10 protein-coding genes and 1 riboswitch are annotated in these 18,292 nt (G+C 66.1%); of the genes, 5 read left to right on the forward strand and 5 right to left on the reverse strand.

Annotated elements, in window-relative coordinates:
- Nucleotides 1–153: 153 nt before the first annotated feature.
- Nucleotides 154–627 carry a VanZ family protein gene (locus ACW179_RS06665; protein ID WP_492063516.1) on the reverse strand — a complete coding sequence of 158 codons (474 nt, stop codon included), beginning with the start codon at nt 625–627 and terminating at the stop codon, nt 154–156.
- 231 nt (nt 628–858) lie between these two features.
- On the opposite strand from ACW179_RS06665, the gene ACW179_RS06670 reads away from it, so the two are divergent.
- Complete coding sequence (locus tag ACW179_RS06670) at nt 859–3,270, forward strand: bifunctional diguanylate cyclase/phosphodiesterase (RefSeq protein ID WP_492063517.1); 2,412 nt, start codon at nt 859–861, stop codon at nt 3,268–3,270.
- 109 nt (nt 3,271–3,379) lie between these two features.
- Here the strand turns inward: ACW179_RS06670 and ACW179_RS06675 are convergent, their stop codons facing one another.
- Complete coding sequence (locus tag ACW179_RS06675) at nt 3,380–4,921, reverse strand: helicase HerA-like C-terminal domain-containing protein (RefSeq protein ID WP_492063518.1); 1,542 nt, start codon at nt 4,919–4,921, stop codon at nt 3,380–3,382.
- Between the two features lie 212 nt (nt 4,922–5,133).
- Between ACW179_RS06675 and ACW179_RS06680 the strand changes: the two genes are divergently transcribed.
- From ACW179_RS06680 to ACW179_RS06695, 4 genes are all read left to right on the forward strand, one after another.
- On the forward strand, nt 5,134–6,225 hold the full coding sequence (locus tag ACW179_RS06680) for an AI-2E family transporter (protein WP_492063519.1): 1,092 nt from the start codon (nt 5,134–5,136) through the stop codon (nt 6,223–6,225).
- A gap of 332 nt (nt 6,226–6,557) precedes the next feature.
- Complete coding sequence (locus ACW179_RS06685; protein WP_492063520.1) at nt 6,558–11,390, forward strand: NAD-glutamate dehydrogenase; 4,833 nt, start codon at nt 6,558–6,560, stop codon at nt 11,388–11,390.
- A gap of 50 nt (nt 11,391–11,440) precedes the next feature.
- Nucleotides 11,441–12,760 carry an MFS transporter gene (locus ACW179_RS06690; RefSeq protein ID WP_492063521.1) on the forward strand — a complete coding sequence of 440 codons (1,320 nt, stop codon included), beginning with the start codon at nt 11,441–11,443 and terminating at the stop codon, nt 12,758–12,760.
- A gap of 76 nt (nt 12,761–12,836) precedes the next feature.
- Nucleotides 12,837–14,042 carry a DUF418 domain-containing protein gene (locus ACW179_RS06695; protein ID WP_492063522.1) on the forward strand — a complete coding sequence of 402 codons (1,206 nt, stop codon included), beginning with the start codon at nt 12,837–12,839 and terminating at the stop codon, nt 14,040–14,042.
- Here the strand turns inward: ACW179_RS06695 and ACW179_RS06700 are convergent.
- From ACW179_RS06700 to ACW179_RS06710, 3 genes are all read right to left on the reverse strand, one after another.
- Nucleotides 14,039–14,797: a dienelactone hydrolase family protein gene (locus ACW179_RS06700; protein WP_492063523.1), complete on the reverse strand. Its 759-nt coding sequence runs from the start codon at nt 14,795–14,797 to the stop codon at nt 14,039–14,041. The two genes, ACW179_RS06695 and ACW179_RS06700, sit on opposite strands and share 4 nt — an antisense overlap.
- A gap of 22 nt (nt 14,798–14,819) precedes the next feature.
- Nucleotides 14,820–16,409 carry a bifunctional phosphoribosylaminoimidazolecarboxamide formyltransferase/IMP cyclohydrolase gene (gene purH, locus ACW179_RS06705; protein WP_492063524.1) on the reverse strand — a complete coding sequence of 530 codons (1,590 nt, stop codon included), beginning with the start codon at nt 16,407–16,409 and terminating at the stop codon, nt 14,820–14,822.
- Nucleotides 16,410–16,439: 30 nt separating this feature from the next.
- A riboswitch (ZMP/ZTP riboswitch) is annotated at nt 16,440–16,521 on the reverse strand.
- 53 nt (nt 16,522–16,574) lie between these two features.
- On the reverse strand, nt 16,575–18,239 hold the full coding sequence (locus tag ACW179_RS06710) for a TadE/TadG family type IV pilus assembly protein (RefSeq protein WP_492063525.1): 1,665 nt from the start codon (nt 18,237–18,239) through the stop codon (nt 16,575–16,577).
- Between the last annotated feature and the right edge of the window lie 53 nt (nt 18,240–18,292).

Consider the following 18,292-nt stretch of genomic DNA (forward strand, 5'->3'; position numbering starts at 1 on the left):
GCCATGATTGCATCATGTCGTTTGCTCTAGATTCTTGTTTTGACGCGATATTTCGGCGGCGAACCGGTATCCACTTCGCCGACTAACGCTCTAGTCTTCTCTTTTCACGCGCGTTTCATTCCGAAAACCGGTTCCCACTTTTCGGAACGCGCTCTAGCTCTGGGCCGAGAAGCGGTCGACGGCGCTGGCCGCCACGACCGGCTTGCGCCGGGCGCGCTTGCGGCGGTCGTTGGCGGCCAGGTCGCTGAAGGTGCTGTAGGTGTGCTTTCGCGCCATGTGCCGCATCTGCTCCAGCATGCTCGGCGCATAAAGGGCGGCGACGCCCGCGACGGCGGCCAGCCAGTCGCCGATCCGGGCGCTTCCGCCGGTGGCCAGCTGAACCAGCTCGATCAGCCCGCCCATCACCACCGAAACCCCGGCCATGTCGGAGCGTCGCAGGCGAGGGAAGGCCACGAAGGCCACGGCTGTGACGCCGTAGAAGATCGCGGCATACGCCACGCCGTTTCCGACGTTCAGCATCGGCGGCAAGGATGAAACCGGCGCCAGGAACAGGATCACAGCCGCAGGCGCCGACACCAGGAGCGTCGCACGGGCCAGGGTCACGATGTTGCTGGGCATAAGGTTCATGTCGCCACTCCGATTACGAGCGCAACAGTAGAGGCGGGCGTTCAATTCGCGATTAAAAACCGTGGTAAAACATGAGTTAAGATTTCGGAATCCGAAAATTCCAAATGTTACTGACCCGTTGATGCTTCAAACAGCGGCCTTGTTGCTATAGGCTGAAAGTCGTTTCCCGCAATTGTGACAACGATTTATTCGCACGTTCATCATAGCGTGTCCCGTGAGAGCTTCGGGGAGTTGCGTGTGCTGAAAGTTATCGCCTGTTTGACGACAGAGCACGACTTGCGCCTCGTATCCATCGCCGGGCTTGTCTGTTTTGCCGCCTGCTTCACGGCGTTCCGTCTCTATTCCCGCATGCGCGGCGCCAAGGGCGTCGTGCGCGCCGCCTGGCTGCTGCTGACGGGTCTGGTCGCCGGCTCGGGCGTTTGGGCAACCCACTTCATTGGCATGGTGGCCTATTCGCCGGGTCTGAAGACCGGCTACAGCCCGAGCGGCACCCTGCTGTCGCTGATGATCGCGGTGTTGTTCATCGGCACCGGATTCGTCGTCGCCTCGGCCCAGCGCACGCGTACCAATGATGTGGCGGGCGGCCTGATGCTGGGCATGGGCATTGCCGCCATGCACTATACCGGGATGAGCGCCTTCCTGACCCAGGGCTATGTGGCCTGGGAGAAGGCCACGGTGGCCGCTTCGGTCCTTCTGGGCGTGGCGGGGGCCACTGCCGCGCTGATGGTCGCCGGTCGTGCGCGCAGCACCAGCCGCCAGGCCATTGGCGGCGGCGTTCTGACCGTCGCGGTTTGCGCCATGCATTTCACCGGCATGGGCGCGATCACCATCATCCCTGATTCCGCCGTGATCGTGCCCGAGCAAATGCTTTCGGGCGGTGTCCTGACCCTGGCGGTCCTGTGTATCACCAGCCTGATCATACTGGGCGGCCTGGGTGCTGTAGCCATCGAGTCCCAGACCTCGCGCTCGGCCCTGGAGCGTATTCGCCGCATGGCCAACGCCGCCTATGAAGGCATTGTCGTGGTGCAGGATGGACGCATCAACGACGCCAACGCCGCCTTCTGCGACCTGGTCGGGGCCACGCTGGAAGACATCAGGGGCTTGCCCCTGTGCGGCGACATGCTGACCTACTACGACACCGTCGCCTCGACCGACGGTGCCCGTCGCGAAGGCCTGCTGCGGCCTTTGGTCGGCGGCCGTGAGATTCCCGTCGAGGTGTTTTCGCGCCTGATGGACGACGGCGCCCGTACCGAGACCTCTGGCCTGACCGTCCTGGCGGTGCGCGACCTGCGCGAGCGCCGCTCGGCCGAGGAAAAGATCCGCTATCTGGCCGAGCACGACGGCCTGACCGGCCTGCCCAACCGAAACTCCCTGCAAGCGCGCCTGACGGCGGCCATCGAGCGGGTCGAGGCCTCGAACGAAAGCCTGTCGGTGATCTGCATCGACCTGGACCATTTCAAGGAAGCCAACGACCAGCACGGTCACCTGGCGGGCGACGCCCTGCTGGTGGAGACCGCGCGCCGCCTGCAGGACGCCGTCGTTGCGCCGTCCTTCGCTGCGCGACTGGGCGGGGACGAGTTCATCGTGGTTCAGGTCGCCGGCGGCGACCAGCCTGCCGCAGCGGCCGAGCTGTCGGGGCGGCTTCTGGAAATTCTGGCGGTTCCCGTGCCCTCTGACGGCCAGGATATCCTGATCGGTGCCAGCCTTGGCGTCAGCCTGTATCCCGACGACGGCCGCACGACCGAGGCCCTGATGGCCAATGCCGACATGGCCCTCCATCGCGCCAAGGAAAGCGGCCGGGGCGCCTATCGGTTCTTCAAGCGCGAGATGGACGAGTCGATCCGCGAGCGCCGCACCCTGGCCCGCGACCTACGCCAGGGCATCACCGACGGCGAACTGGTAGTGCACTATCAGCCCCTGGCCCGCGCCAGCGACGGCGAGGTCTGCGGGTTCGAGGCGCTGGTGCGCTGGCGCCACCCGACCCGGGGCATGATCCCGCCGCTGGACTTCATTCCCATCGCCGAAGAGAGCGGCCTGATCGCGCCGCTGGGCGAGTGGGTCCTGCGCCGGGCCTGCGCCGATGCCGCCGCCTGGGACAAGCCCCTGCGCATTGCGGTGAACCTGTCGCCGCTTCAGCTGAATAATCCGGCCTTGCCGACCCTCGTCCACGAGGTGCTGATCGAGACCGGGCTTTCGCCGCATCGGCTGGAACTGGAAGTTACCGAGAGCGCCCTGTTCAAGGACTATCAGCGTGCGCTCGACAATCTGCGCCGTCTGAAGGCCCTTGGCGTTCGCATCGCCATGGACGACTTCGGCACCGGTTTCTCGTCGCTCTCGACCCTGCAGTCGTTCCCGTTCGACAAGATCAAGATCGATAAGAGCTTCGTCGAGAGCATCAACCGTCATGACCGAGCCACGGTCATCGTGAGGGCGGTTCTGGGCCTGGGCCGCAGTCTGGAAATCCCGGTCGTCGCCGAAGGCGTCGAGACAGAGGAACAGATCAGCTTCCTGCGCGGCGAGAATTGCGCCGAATTGCAAGGCTATGCCATCGGCCGACCCACCCCGCTGGACGGCATCGGCGGCTGGACCCGGTCCGCGCCGCCGGCCGCGGTGATCAAGCGCAAGCGCCGTTCGGCTGCCTGAAGCCTTCCGATAAGTGCGAAGCGGGCGACGGATCGAAAAAAGGCTCCAAATCTCTGATTTAGAGCCTTTTTCGTCCGACCCTGATGAAGCTGCCAGGTCGGAAAGGGTCCTAGCGCCCGCGCCGCTTCAACCCGCCCAGCAGACCCCGCATGATCTCGCGGCCGGCCTGGCTGGCGACGGTGCGCAGCAGCGACTTGGCGAAGGTCTCGGCCATGCCCTGGCGGCTGGAGGCGCGGGCGCGCGGCGCTGTTCGGCTTTCGCGGGCCTCGCGGGCCTCTTCGCGTTCGCGCACCTTCTCTTCGGCGGCGCGGGTCTTTTCAGCCTCGGCCTGGGCCTGGGCGGCCTCGGATTCGCGCAGGGCGCTCTGGGCGCGCCCCTGCAGCACCTCATAGGCTGAATCCCGGTCCTGGGCGGTGTCGTAGAGGCCCGCTACGGGGCTTTTGGCGATCAGGGCATTGCGTTCTTCGGGGGTCAGCGGACCCAGCCGGGAGACGGGCGGCCGGATCAGGGTCTTCTGGACCACGCAGGGGGCACCCTTGGCATCCAGGGTCGAGACCAGGGCCTCGCCCACACCCAGGGCCTGGATGGTCTCGGCGGTGTCGAAGCCGGGATTGACCCGGAACGACTGGGCTGCGGCCCGCAAGCCCTTCTGGTCGGCCGGGGTGTAGGCGCGCAGGGCGTGCTGGATGCGCGCGCCCAGCTGGCCCAGCACCGAGTCGGGAATGTCGGCCGGGTTCTGGGTGACGAAATAGATGCCCACCCCCTTGGAGCGGATCAGGCGCACGACCTGCTCGATCTTCTCCAGCAGCGGCTTTTCCGCATCGTTGAACAGCAGGTGGGCCTCGTCGAAGAAGAAGACCAGCCTTGGCTTTTCCGGGTCGCCCACCTCGGGCAGTTCCTCGAACAGCTCAGACAGCAGCCACAGCAGGAAGGTCGAATAGAGCTTGGGCGACTGGATCAGCTTGTCGGCGGCCAGCAGGTTCACATAGCCGCGCCCGGCGACGTCGGTGCGCATGATGTCGGCCAGGTTCAGGGCCGGTTCGCCGAAGAAGTTCTCGGCCCCCTGGGTTTGCAGGGTCAGCAGCTTGCGCTGGATCGCGCCGACCGTGGCGGGCGAGACATTGCCGTAAAGGGTGCCGATCTCGGCGGCGTGGTCGGCGACATATTTCAGCGCCGCTTGCAGGTCCTTGAGGTCCAGCAGCAGCAGGCCGTCCTTGTCGGCGACGTGGAAGACGATCGTGAGCACGCCTTCCTGCACGTCGTTCAGTTCCAGCAGCCGGGCCAGCAGCACCGGACCCATCTCCGAGATGGTGGTGCGGATCGGGTGGCCCTTGAGGCCAAACAGGTCCCAGAAGATGGTCGGCGGCGCGGCCGGGGTCAGGGTCAGGTCCATGGAGGCCGCGCGGGCCAGCATCTTTTCGTTGGGCGCGCCGGGCACGGCGATGCCCGAGAGGTCGCCCTTCACATCGGCGGCGAACACGGGCACCCCGGCGTCAGAGAAGGCCTGGGCCATGATCTGCAGGGTCACGGTCTTGCCCGTGCCGGTCGCGCCCGCCACCACGCCGTGGCGATTGGAGCGGTCAAGCCTCTGAGTGACCGGGCCTTCGCCCAAACCGACGAGGATTTCGCCTTCACCAATCGACAGCGTCATATGCAACGTTCCCTAGATCGAAGCAGCAAGCCTAGAGCCTTTTAGCCTCACATGGAATCATGTGAGGCGTACAAAAAGGCTCTATCTCTAAACACTTAGAGCGCGCCCGGGCGGGTTAACCGCTTACACTTAACCCTGGCGCGCTCTAGCCGGACCCTTGCGCCACGCCAATCGCGACGGGCAAAGTCGTTTCACCTTTCAGGAGCCTATCGATGAGCGTCTCGACTTCCGCCGCCACCCGCAACGCCGTGGTGTTCCTGGCGGTGATCGCCGGGGGCGCGGCATTGCTGTGGATGCGCGACATCCTCACCCCCCTGGCCCTGGCGATGTTCCTGGCGGTGATGATCGACAGCTTCGCCCGGGTGATGATGGCCCGCATCCCCAAGCTGTCGCAGCGCGTGGCCCTGCCCACTGCGGTGGTGTTCTCCATCCTGCTGTTTGGCCTTTCGGTCTGGGTGGTGGCCGAGAACAGCGCCGGGTTCGTTGACCAGCTCAAGGACTATGCACCCCGGCTCAATGACGTGATCGCCAAGATCGCCCACGCCGTCGGCATCCATGTGGCCCCGACCCTGGGTGAGCTGGTTACCCAGCTCAATCCCTCCCGCTATGTCGGCGCTGCGGCCCAGAGCCTGCAGAACTTTGCCGCCAGCGCCGTGCTGGTCCTGATCTATCTGGGCTTCATCATCGCCTCGCGCCGGGGCTTCAGTCGCAAGATCGTCGCCCTGTTCCCGCAGAATGGCGAGCGGGACAAGGCCATGGCGCTGTTCCACCGGATTCGCGACGGGGTGGAGCAGTACCTTTGGATCCAGACGGTCACCGGCCTGATGATCGCCATCGGTGCCTGGGTGGTGATGGCGCTGCTGGGCCTGGACAACGCTTTCTTCTGGGCCTTCCTGATTTTCCTGGCCAGCTACATCCCGATCCTGGGCGGGGCGATCGGCTGCTTCCTGCCGCCGCTGTTCGCCATCGTGCAGTTCCCAGACAGCTTCGTGCCGGCCATCGTGCTGTTTGTGGCTCTGCAGGGCATCTATTTCGTGGTCGGCAATATCGTTCTGCCGCGCATGCAGGGCGACAGCCTGAACATGGATCCCACGGTGGTCCTGTTGTCCCTGGCGGTCTGGGGCGCGCTATGGGGCGTGCCGGGCATGTTCCTGTCCACGCCTCTGACCGTGGCGTTCATGGTCATCCTGGCGCAGTTCGACGGGTCGCGCTGGATCGCCATCCTGCTGTCCGAAGACGGCGATCCCCAGGGAGCCGAGGGGGCCCCATCGGACGAAACCTCCAAGGGCGCGCCGGCAAAATAGGTCGCCCGACGGAAAGTCGCCAAGGGGGACTTAAAATCCTGAGACCGGTGCCTATCTCTGTTCTGTCCGGCATCCCCCAGCCGCACACCCGCGCGACGCAGCCTGCTTTTCCTGGCGCGTCCCAAGCGGATGACACCCGCCGCCCCCCCCTGGCGGGTCTGCGCCGCCGGTCCCCCCACCGGCGGCGCTTCCGTTTTCAACGGCCGGGGCGTCGCTGCCTGTGATGAGCCTGTTTTGCGGGGCCGGATCGGCAAACGGCCGATGGGTAAGGACGTGCGTGTACTGTTTACGAATTTGGGCTATTTTTAGCGAAAAATCTTCGTGAGACGAACATGAATAGCGCCGTAATCCACCTCGAAGGCACATTGGCGGCGGCATATTCGAGAATTCGAGGCAAAACGCTACAGGCGCTACCCCTGGCCGAACGGGACTTTCTGGCCCAGGTCGATGCTGACTGGGCCGTCGAAGACGCCCCCGTCCTGGCTGCGGCTTCAGCAGCCCAGGCTCTTTCCGATTTCTGGACCTTTGCGTCCGAGATCACCGGCGATACGCCGGTCGTGCGCCTGCGTCCGTCGCTGAACGCGGCCGGTGCTGCCCTGGGGCGCGATCTTCTGGAAATCGTCCAACCGGACCGGCCGTTTCTGGTCGACAGCGTCATGGGCGAAATCAGCGAGTCAGGCTTTCGCGTCCGCGCGATGTTTCACCCCGTGGTCGAGATCGGCGGCGTGCGGCGCTCGCTGATCCAGGTGCACCTTGACCCGGTGGGGGAGGACCGCGCCGAGGGCTTGATCGAGCAGGTGCGCGAAACCCTGGCCGATGTGCGTCGGGCGGTCGGCGATTTCCAGGCGATGCGCGAGTTGATGCACAGGGCCGCAGGCGAACTGTCGGCCACCCACGGAGTCGGCAGCGAAGAAGGCCGCCAGGAGGATATCGCCTTCCTGCGCTGGCTTGAGGACGACAACTTCGTGTTCCTCGGGGCCCGGGTCTATGACTATCCCCGGTCGGCCGACGGCGGCTATGCCGCCGAAGAGCCTCTGTACGAGGCAGAAGACAGCCTGGGTGTACTGCGCGACTCCAGTCGCGCCGTGTTGCGCCGCGCCAATGAGCCGGCCCTGCTCTCCCAGCAACTGCGGCGTCAGCTGGAGACCGGCGCGCCGGTCGTGGTCGCCAAGTCCAACCTGCGTTCCCGCGTACACCGTCGCGGCTTCATGGATTATGTCGGGGTTCGCCGCTACGGCCCTGACGGCAAGCCTTCGGGCGAGGTGCGGTTTGTCGGTCTCTTTACGGCCGAAGCCTATGAAACGCCGGCCCATGCAGTACCGCTGATCCGCCGGCGGGTATCACGGATCATGCGTCGCGCGGCCAAGGCCCCCGGCAGCCACAACGAAAAGCGTCTGCGCAATATCCTCGAAACCTGGCCGCGCGACGAGCTGTTTCAGACCCACGAAGACGATCTGCTGAGCATGGCGCTGGGGGTCCTGCACCTCATCGATCGCCCGCGCGTGCGGCTGTTCACCCGGATTGACCCGTTCGACCGCTTTGTTTCGGTGCTGGTCTATATTCCCCGCGAACGCTTCGATACCGAGGTGTGCGAGCGGGCCGGCGCGATCCTCGCCGACGCCTATGACGGGTCGGTCCTGGAATACTATCCCGAGATTTCCGACTCTCCGCTGGCGCGCGCGCAGTACATTATCGAGGTTCTTCCTGGCGACCATCCCGACCCTGATCTGGGCGCCATCGAAGCGCGGATCGCCGATACGGCCCTGACCTGGGAAGACCGGTTCGAGACCGTGGTTCGGGCCGGTGGCGCGCCGGCCGGCGGCGTTCGGGCGCTTCTGAGCCGCTACGGCCGCGGGTTTCCGCCCGGCTATCGTGATCAGTACGACGCCATCGAAGCCCTGGCCGACATTGATGTCATCGAGCAGATTGAGGAAGGGGGGAGGCCCCGGGTTCGCGCCTTCCGTCGCCCTGAAGACGGTCCCCGCACCTTCCGTTTCAAGCTCTATCTGCGCAACCAGGCGGCCCCGCTGGCCGAGGTCCTGCCGATCCTTGAACGGATGGGCCTCAAGGCGCTGATCGAGGATGGATTCCGGCTCAGCCTCAAGGAAGCCGACGGCCCGCATCTGGTCTGGGTTCACGAATTTGTCCTCGATGACCCCAACGGCGAACAGCTGGTGTTCGACGAGATCCGTGAAGCGTTCGAAGACTCGTTCATCGCCATCTGGACGGGCCGGGCCGAGAATGACGGCTTCAACCGGATCGTGCTGGAGCTGGGCGTCACCTGGCGCGAGGCCGCGCTGCTGCGCGCCCTGGCGCGCTATCGTCAGCAATCGGGCCTGGATCCCAGCCAGCAGGTGCAGGAAGCCGCCCTCAGCGAGCATTCCGGCGTCGCCCGGCTGATCCTTGACCTGTTCCAGACCAAGTTCCACCCGGCTGTCGCCGCCGACCTCAAGACTCGCCAGGAGCAGGCCAGGTCGGTCGAGGCCCGGATCAACGAGGCCTTGCAGGCCGTTGAAAGTCTCGATGCCGACCGCGTCCTGCGCCGCATCGCCGCCCTCGTCGGGGCCATCCAGCGGACCAACTTCTACCAGCCCGGCGCGGACGGTCAGCCCAAGTCCTATATCAGCTTCAAGATCGTCTCTCGCGACCTGGAAGACCTGCCGGCCCCCAAGCCCTATCGCGAGATCTTCATCTCGGCCCCGCATGTCGAGGGCGTTCACCTTCGCTTTGGCCCGGTGGCGCGCGGCGGCCTGCGGTGGTCCGATCGTCGCGACGATTTCCGCACCGAGGTCCTGGGCCTGGTCAAGGCCCAGCAGGTCAAGAACGCGGTGATCGTGCCGGTCGGCAGCAAGGGGGGCTTCTATCCCAAGCAGCTGCCGCGCGGCGGCGATCGCGATGCGATCCAGGCCGAGGCGATCCGGGCCTACAAGACCTTCCTGTCGGGCCTGCTGGACATCACCGACAATATCGACGCCGACAACAAGGTTGTGCCGCCGCCTTCGGTCGTCGTGCATGACGGCGAGGACCCCTATCTGGTCGTCGCCGCCGACAAGGGCACGGCCACCTTCTCCGACATCGCCAACGGCGTGGCCGAGGACTACGGCTTCTGGCTGGGCGACGCCTTCGCCTCGGGCGGCTCGGTGGGCTATGACCACAAGGTCATGGGCATCACCGCGCGCGGCGCGTGGGAGGCGGTCAAGCGCCACTTCCGGGAACTGGGCAAGGATATCCAGAACCAGCCCTTCACCGTGGTCGGCGTGGGCGACATGAGCGGCGACGTGTTCGGCAACGGCATGCTGCTGTCCAAGCAGACGAAACTGCTGGCCGCCTTCGACCATCGCCACATCTTCCTCGATCCCGATCCGGACGCCGCCGTCTCCTGGGCCGAGCGGGACCGGATGTTCAAGCTGCCGCGTTCCTCGTGGGACGACTACGACAAGAGCAAGATCTCGGCGGGCGGCGGCGTGTTCCCGCGCACACTCAAGAGCATCTCGTTGTCGGCCGAGGTCCGCGCCCTTTTCGAGATCAAGGCCGAGGCCGTCTCGCCCGCCGAGCTGATGACCGCGATCCTGAAATCGAAGGCCGAGCTGCTCTATCTGGGCGGCATCGGCACCTATGTGAAGGCCCGCGGCGAGAGCAACGGCGACGCCGGCGACAAGGCCAATGACGCCATCCGCGTGAACGGCGCCGACCTGCGGGTCAAGGTGGTGGGCGAGGGCGCCAATCTGGGCCTGACCCAGGCCGGCCGCATCGAGTTCGCGTCCGCTGGCGGCCACATCAATACTGACGCCATCGACAACTCGGCCGGCGTCGACAGCTCCGACCACGAGGTCAATATCAAGATCCTCACCGGTCTTCTGGAGCGTTCGGGCCTGCTGACACGGGAAGCCCGCAACCAGTTGCTGCCGACCATGACCGACGACGTCGCCAGCCACGTGCTGGAAGACAACTACGACCAGACCCTGGCCCTGACCCTGCTGGAAAGCGACGCGGTGTCCGAGGTCGACAGTCACGCCCGTTACATGACCGATCTGGAAAACCGTGGGCGTCTGGACCGCAAGGTTGAGGGGCTGCCGGGCAACACCGTGCTGCTGGAGCGCGCGGCGTCGGGCAAGGGTCTGACCCGGCCCGAGCTGGCCGTGCTGCTGGCCTATGGCAAGATTGACCTGTTCGACGACATCGTCGCCTCGCAGGCTCCCGACGATCCCTGGTTCGAGGCCACCCTGCGCGGCTATTTCCCGCCGGCCCTCGATCGCTATGCCGACCAGATGCAGAAGCACCGCCTGAAGCGCGAGATCATCGCCACGTTGGTCTGCAACCAGATGGTCAATATGTGCGGGCCGACCTTCGCCTCGCGGCTCAAGGCCGCTGCGGGCTGCGACGCTGACGCCCTGGTCACCGGCTTCACCGCCGCCCGCCAGATTCTGGGGATCGATCCCCTGTGGGATCAGGTCTCGGCCCTCGACGGCCAGGCTTCGGCCGCCGGTCAGACGGCGCTTTACAAGGCGCTCAGCTATGCCCTGCGCAGCCTGACCTTCTGGCTGGCGCGCCGGGCCCAGCGTGACAAGGCCTCGGTCAAGAGCCTGATCGACAGCTACGGCCCGTCCGTGGCGCAACTGCGGACCCTGACCCCCGCGGTACTGTCCAGCTTCGAGCAGAAGGCTGTGGCCAAGCGGGTCAAGGCCTATGTCGCCGACGGCGCGCCGCAGGCCCTGGCTCAGGCTGTTGCCGCCCTGCAGCCCCTGACCACAGCGGCTGACCTTGTCGATCTGGCCAACGCCTCCAGTTGGAGCGTGCAGAACGTGGCGCGACTCTATCATCAGGCGGGCGCGGCCTTCGGGTTTGACCGCCTGCGCGGCGCGGCCGGCGCCTTTGTCGGCGGCGACGCTTTCGAGCGGCTGGCCGTGCGCCGCCTGATCGAGGACCTGCTCAGCGAGCAGACGGCGATCACCCAGACGGTGCTGAAGTTCTCGGCCAACGCCCAGGCCGGCGAAGACGAGCTTTCGGCCAAGGCGGCGGTGACCTCGTGGTCGGCGCTGCGCATGGAGCGCGTCCGCGCCGCCAAGCGCACGGTGGAAGATATTGAGCAGGCCGGCGGTGGCTGGACCTTCGCCAAGCTGACCATCGCCAATGCGGCGTTGCGGGAACTGGCGAGCGCAGGTTAGGGCTGACTCTTGCGCGTCCTCCCCCGTGGGAGGACGAGGCGGGGGCGCAGATGAACCAGGGTGATCGGCAACGGGCGGCGTGGACGGCCTATGAATGGGCCCAGCAGCCCTATTGGGCGCTGATCGCGACCTTCATCTTCACGCCCTATTTCGCTGCCGGCTTTGTCGGCGATGCGGCGCGGGGCCAGAGCCTGCTGGGCTATGCCGGCGCGATCTCCGGCCTGGCCATCGCCGTCTTCAGTCCACTGGTCGGAGCGGCGGTGGATGCGCAGCGCAATCCCCGTGCCTGGCTGATCGGCCTGGCGGTTCCGTTCGTGATCGCCAGCGCCGGCCTGTGGTGGGCGGTGCCGGGCGAGACCTCCCGCATCATCCCCATCCTGGCCTGCCTGGTCGTGGCCGGGGTGACGGCCGAGCTGGGGGGCTCGGTGATGAACGCCCTGCTGCCCATCGTGGCAAAGGAAGGGCAGGTGGGGCGTCTGTCAGGCACCGCCTGGGCCCTGGCCTATGTCGGGGCGCTGATCTCGCTGTTCATCGTGCTGTTCGCCTTCTCCCTGCCTGAAAAGCCGTGGCTGGGTCTGTCCAAGGCCCTGCATGAGCCTGACCGCATCGTGGGGCCCATGGTGGCCCTGTGGTTCCTGCTGTTCAGCTGGCCCCTGATGCTCAGCGCGCCCAAGCCGCCACCGGCCAGCGGGACAAGGCCCCTGGCTGAGCTGTGGGCGACGATCAGAACCCTGCCGGCCAAGCCGCACATGCTGAAGTTCCTGATCGGGCGGATGCTGCTGGGCGACGGCATTTCCAGCTTCATCGCCTTTGGCGGGGTGCTGGCGGCCGGTCTGTTCGGCTGGACCACCACCCAGCTTGGCCTCTACGCCATCGCCCTGTCGGTGATGGCCGGGATCGGCACCTTCATCGGCGGCCGCATCGACCAGAAGATCGGCAGCAAGACCACGGTGCTGATCGCCGTGGCGGTTGTGCTGTTCGGCGCGGCCGGCGTCGGCTGCGTGGGCAAGGATACGCTGTTCTTCGTCCTGCCGGTCGATCCGGCGGTTCCCGGCGGGGCGCTGTTCTCCAGCACGCCCGAGCGGGCCTTCCTGTTCTTCAGCCTGTTCGTGGGCCTGACCTTCGGTCCGGCCCAGGCGTCGCTGCGGGCCTGGATGGCGGAACTGGCCCCGGCGGGCGAGACCGGGCGGTGGTTTGGGCTCTACGCCCTGTCGGGCAAGGCCACGGCCTTCATGGCCCCGCTGGTGATCGCCTTCGGCACCAGCCTGATCGGCGACCAGCGGATCGCCGTGGCGGTCTCGGCCCTGTTCATGATCGCGGGCGCGGCGGTGCTGATCAAGGTTCCCGAACGGGCGCCGCCGGGCGACTGACGCTTCGGCACAAACTTGTCGTTGTAGGCGCAGGCTCCCGGGGACTAGGCTCGACGCTCAACGCCGGGGGGCTTGCATGACCAAGACGCGTATCACCCTGCTCGACTCCCTGCGGGGGTTGGGCGTTCTGGGTATCCTGATCTGCAATGCGCCTGACTTTGCGGTCTCGCCCGGCCTGGCCGAATCGGTGCGGCACTGGCCGCACGGCACGGGCGCCGACACCGTTTCGGTGTGGTTCGCCACTCAATGGCTGTTCCAGCGCAAGTTCGTCACCCTGTTTGCGATGCTGTTCGGGATCTCGATCTTTCTGGTCGGCGGCGAGCGGTCGGACACCGGGAAAGGCGCGATCCTGCGCAAGCGGTTGATGTGGATGGTCGCCTTTGGCCTGCTGCACGGCTTCGCCATCTGGTTTGGCGACGTGTTGCTCAGCTACGCCCTGGCCGGATTTGCGATCCTGCTCGTGCGATCCTGGACCCCAAAGCGCCTGCTCACGGTAGGGATCAGCATCTGGAGCCTGTTCTCGGCCCTGATCATCGTCGGCTTCGCGTTTGCAGTCCTGGGACCCGACGATGCGGCCAAGCAGGCGGCGGGGCTGGCCGAGTTCAAGGCCAAGGCCAATCTCGCCGAGATCCAGTATGGCGGCACATTCCTGCAGTCCCTGATCCAGAACGCCCGCGACCGGCTGGAGCTTCTGCCGGGAGAACTGATCATCATCTTCATGACCACCAGCCTGATGATGGTCGGCCTCGGCTGTTTCAAGGCCGGCGTGTTCAAAGGGGAGGCCTCCACGCCCACCTATGTCGTGCTGACGGTCGTGGGTCTGCTGGCCCTGGCCGGGACCGGAGCGCTGCTGACGGCCTCGGTCGCCACCGGCCTGTCGCGCGATTTCCTTCAGGCCACCGAGGCCTTCCAGATGGCCAGCGCGCCCCTGACCACCCTGGCCTATGTCAGCCTGATGGTCTTTGCGGCTCGCGGGGCCGGGTTCTGGAGCGCTATCCCCCGGGTGCTGGCCCCGGTGGGCCAGATGGCCTTCACCAACTACCTGACCCAGTCGCTGATCATGACGGCGATCTTCTATGGCGGCCGGGGCTTTGGCCTGCACGGCAAGGTCGATCGTCCTGGCCTGGCCCTGATCGTCGTGGCCATCTGGATCGCGCAGATCCTTTGGTCGAAGTGGTGGATGGACCGCTTCACCATGGGGCCGCTGGAGTGGGCCTGGCGGCGGCTCTATCGGGGCCCGAGCCCGATCCGGCGCAGGGCCGAGACGGCGGCGGTCGCCTAGCCCTTCAGGGCTTCGCCCAGCGCCCTGGCGAAGTAGTCGCGGGTCTGGCCAAACAGGTCAGGACGATACTTGGCGCGCGGGTCATTGGCCTTGTTGTCGTCATAGGCATGGGTGGCGTCGGGCAGAAAGACGGTATCGACTGAGAGTCCGTCGCGGGCCAGCCGCTCCAGCGCCTTCTTGGGGTTCTTCCAGCCGACCACCTGGTCCTTGCCGCCCAGCACTGACCATACGCGCGGCCCCGGTCCGCCCCAGCCCCGGCTGGAGGTCAGGGACGGATAGCTGGCATAGGGATAGACCAGCAGGGCGCCCTTGACGCTGGCCCGCAGTCTGGCCGGATCGGCGTCGGCCAGGCCCGTGGCCCGCGCCGCGTTTTCGCCGATGGCGTAGCCGTCCATGATCGTCCAGCCGCCATGGCTCCAGCCGGCCAGGAACACCCGCGAGGGATCGGCCCAGCCCTGCGTGTCCAGCCAGGCCAGCATGGCGAACAGGTCGGCCGAGCGCTTGAGGCCCTGCAGCGCCACGCCGGTGCAGACGAACAGCTTGGCGTCCAGGGTCGACATGCCGCGCGGCTTGAGGGAATCGACCACCACGGCCGCATAGCCGGCCTGAACCGCCACCTGGGCATAGTCCTCGAGGAACGGCGTCTTGCCGCCGCAGCCGTGCAGGATCAGCGCCACCGGAAAGGGACCCGGCCCGGAAGGCTTGAACACCTTCGAGGCGGAAGCCAGCTTGGCTCCCCAGGTAGCGCTGTCCATGTCGGGCTCTCGCTTTGGTGGCCTAGTGGCGGAACACTCGCACGCCCGTGAAGGCCATTGTAAGGCCCAGCTTGTTGGCGGCTTCGATCACCTCGCCGTCGCGCATCGAGCCGCCCGGCTGGATGATGGCGGTGGCACCGGCTTCTGCGGCCTGGATCAGGCCGTCGGCGAACGGGAAGAAGGCTTCCGACGCGCAGGCGCAACCCTTCAGGTCCAGGCCGAAATCGGCCGCGCGCAGGGCTGCGATCCGGGCCGAGTCCTTGCGGTTCATCTGGCCGGCGCCGACGCCCAGGGTCTGGCCGTCGCGGGCATAGACGATGGCGTTGGACTTGACGTGCTTGCCCACGGTGAAGGCGAACAGCATGTCGCGCACCTCGGTCTCGGTCGGCTGGCGGTCAGTGACGATCTTAAGGTCGCTCGCCTTGATGCGCGCGTCATCACGGGACTGAACCAGGAAGCCGCCGGCCACGCTCTTGAAGGTGTCGCCGGTCGACAGCGCGTCGGGCAGGCCGCCGGTGACCAGCAGGCGCAGGTTCTTCTTGGCGGCGAACACGGCGATGGCGTCGTCGTCAGCTTCGGGGGCGATCACCACCTCGGTGAAGATCTCGACCATCGCAAGGGCGGCCTCGCGGGTCAGGCGGCTGTTGACCGCCACGATGCCGCCGAAGGCCGAGGTCGGGTCGCAGGCCAGGGCCCGCTCATAGGCCTCGCGCTGGGAGCCGCCCACGGCCACGCCGCAGGGATTGGCGTGCTTGATGATCGCCACGGCCGGGCCGTTGGCGGGATCGAACTCGGCGATCAGCTCGAAGGCCGCGTCGGTGTCGTTGATGTTGTTGTAGCTCAGTTCCTTGCCCTGCAGCTGGGTGGCCGTGGCCACGCCGACGCGGGGATTGGAGAACGCATAGAAGGCCGCTTTCTGGTGCGGGTTCTCGCCATAGCGCATCACCTGACGCAGTTCGCCGGCGATGGCCTTGCGGGCCGGGAAGTCCTGGCCCAGAGCGGCCGCGAACCAGGCCGAGATGGCCGCGTCATAGGCCGCCGTGCGGGCATAGGCGCGGGCCGCCAGGGTCTGACGCAGGGCCAGGGTGGTGCCGCCGGCCTTCAGGGCTTCGAGCACTTCGGCCACGTCCGACGGGTCGGTGCAGACCGCGACATAGCCGTGGTTCTTGGCCGCCGAGCGGATCATGGCCGGGCCGCCGATGTCGATGTTCTCGACGCATTCGGCGTAGGACCCGCCCTTGGCGACCGTGGCCTCGAACGGATAGAGGTTCACATACAGGATATCGATGCCGCCGATGCCGTGGTCGGCCATGGCCTGGGCGTGCTCGGGGGCGTCGCGCACGCCCAGCAGCCCGCCGTGGACGATGGGGTGCAGGGTCTTGACCCGGCCGTCCATCATTTCGGGAAAGCCCGTCAGGTCCGACACATCTTTCACCGGCAGGCCGGCCGCCGCGATGGCCGCCTTGGTGCCGCCGGTCGAGACCAGCTCGACGCCGGCTTCGTGCAGCACCTTCGCTGCCTCGACCAGACCGGTCTTGTCGGAGACCGACAGGAGGGCGCGTTTGGGGGCGACGAGATCGGGGGCGGACGGATAGTCGGGGGCGGCGGGCACGGCGGGACTCCGGGTCTGATGGAAAGACGGTCAAGGAGCCCAGGCGCGCGGCGAAAAATGTTGCGGGCTCCCCGGTGGTTGCCCACCTCCAGCGCCAGTCACCCGAACGCGGCGGAAAATACGGGGGAAGCCGGGCGAGTCAATGCGGCGCGAGGTTTCGCACCCCTACTTGGCGATGCGCAGGTTCTGGATCGAGCCGGCGATCGCGTCGAACACGGCCGACAGCTGGGCCGAGTTGGTGACGTCATAATATTTGTCGGCCGAGGTGGCGCAGGTCTGGAGGATGGCCTTGGAGTGGGTCGAGACGCCCACCCCGATGCTGTAGATGATCACGCCCTTGGCCTTGGCGTTGGCGCAGGTCTTCTTCTGGCGACTGTCCATGGCGTCGCGCCTCTGGGTCGCGGTCGCGCCAGACTCCAGCGATATGTTCGAGGCGTTCTTCAGGCGTTTCTGCCAGACATAGCCATAGCCGCTATAGGTCGAGTCGTTAGGGTTTCCGGTCTCGCTCATGACGTTGTCGCCGTCGGTCAGCAGTACGATCACCTTGCTGACATTCTTGGCTCCATAGGCTGAGCCGTCGGCGAACGGGGCGTTGGGCGAGATCATGTGCCAGCCCCACACCGCGCCCATGGCGACGTTGGTGTTGCCGGTGGCCACCATGTCGTCGAGCTTGTCCTTGACCGTCGTGGCGCCGGCGCTGGTGCGTACATTGGTCATCCGCAGGACGCTGGCGATGCCGCAACCGTCATTGGGTCCGTAATTGGTGCCGGTCTTGGCGTCGTTGATTACCTTGGACTTGTTATTTGAAGCATACTTCGCCACTTCACCCTGGCGAGTGAACCAGTCAACCGAACTGGATTTGTCGTCGGTGATCCAATTGTTGTAAATTTCGCCGTTATTTCGGGTTCTGGCGTCGCGGTATTTCGACGTAGAGGACGGGTAGTTTACGGTATTGTCGTCAGGTTCGTCGGGCGCGAAGAAGGGTATGAACATGGACGCCGGCGCCGAGGCCAGGGGTGCGTCGTCGACAGTGTCATACGGATCTGGCCGGCTCTCGATGCAACCCGCCCAGGTGGTTCCGGTTTGGGTCATCATCGTGAAGCGGTTTTGCGGCGTCGCGAACACGTCCGGGCCGTAGTAGCTGGATGCCGGCATGGTCCCGCTGATCCAGTTCGCCGACGAATAGGTCGAGCCCACATTCACGGTCATTGAGAACGGCACCACGGCGATCTTCACCGCGTCGGATTCCGAGGCACGGGCGGCGGCGGCGTAGAGCGTGTCGACCATGTTCTTGGAGGCAGCGATCAGGGCGTTGATCTTGGTGCCGCCACTGCCCAGGTTGCTGGCCATCGAGCCCGTGTTGTCCAGTACCAGGGCGACTTCCAGCTTATTGACCGAGCGCACCACTTCGGCTCTCGCCGTCACCGGCATGTCGGTCTGGGTCCAGAGGTTGGTGATGATCGGCTTGATCATCACCGACACCGTGCCGATCACCTTGTTGTCGGTGCCGACCATGAAGGTCGAGTTTGTGCCGGTCAGGGTCACTCCCAGGCCGCCCATCTCTGCCTGGAACGCCGCGTCGCCCACCGTATCGAGGGCCGTGTCGGTCACGGCGGTGGAGCGGGCCGCGATCAGGGTCGCGGCGTCCAGGGCGTCCTGCAGTTGGCGGCGCTGCAGACTGACCCGGTTCATGTCCAGCAGGCCAAAAGACAGGATGGCGATGGGCAGGGCAACAAAGGCGAACTGCACGGCCACCGCGCCGCGCTCGTCGGCCGCTGCGACGCCAAGTCGGGCCTTGGCGATGGAAAGCAGACGCCGCACCTTGATCACTGTTTACGCCCCTTGCTCGTCCCTCAACCTAACTTCCGAGCCTGACCAATTCG

The sequence above is a fragment of the Caulobacter sp. AVps18 genome (assembly GCF_058681425.1).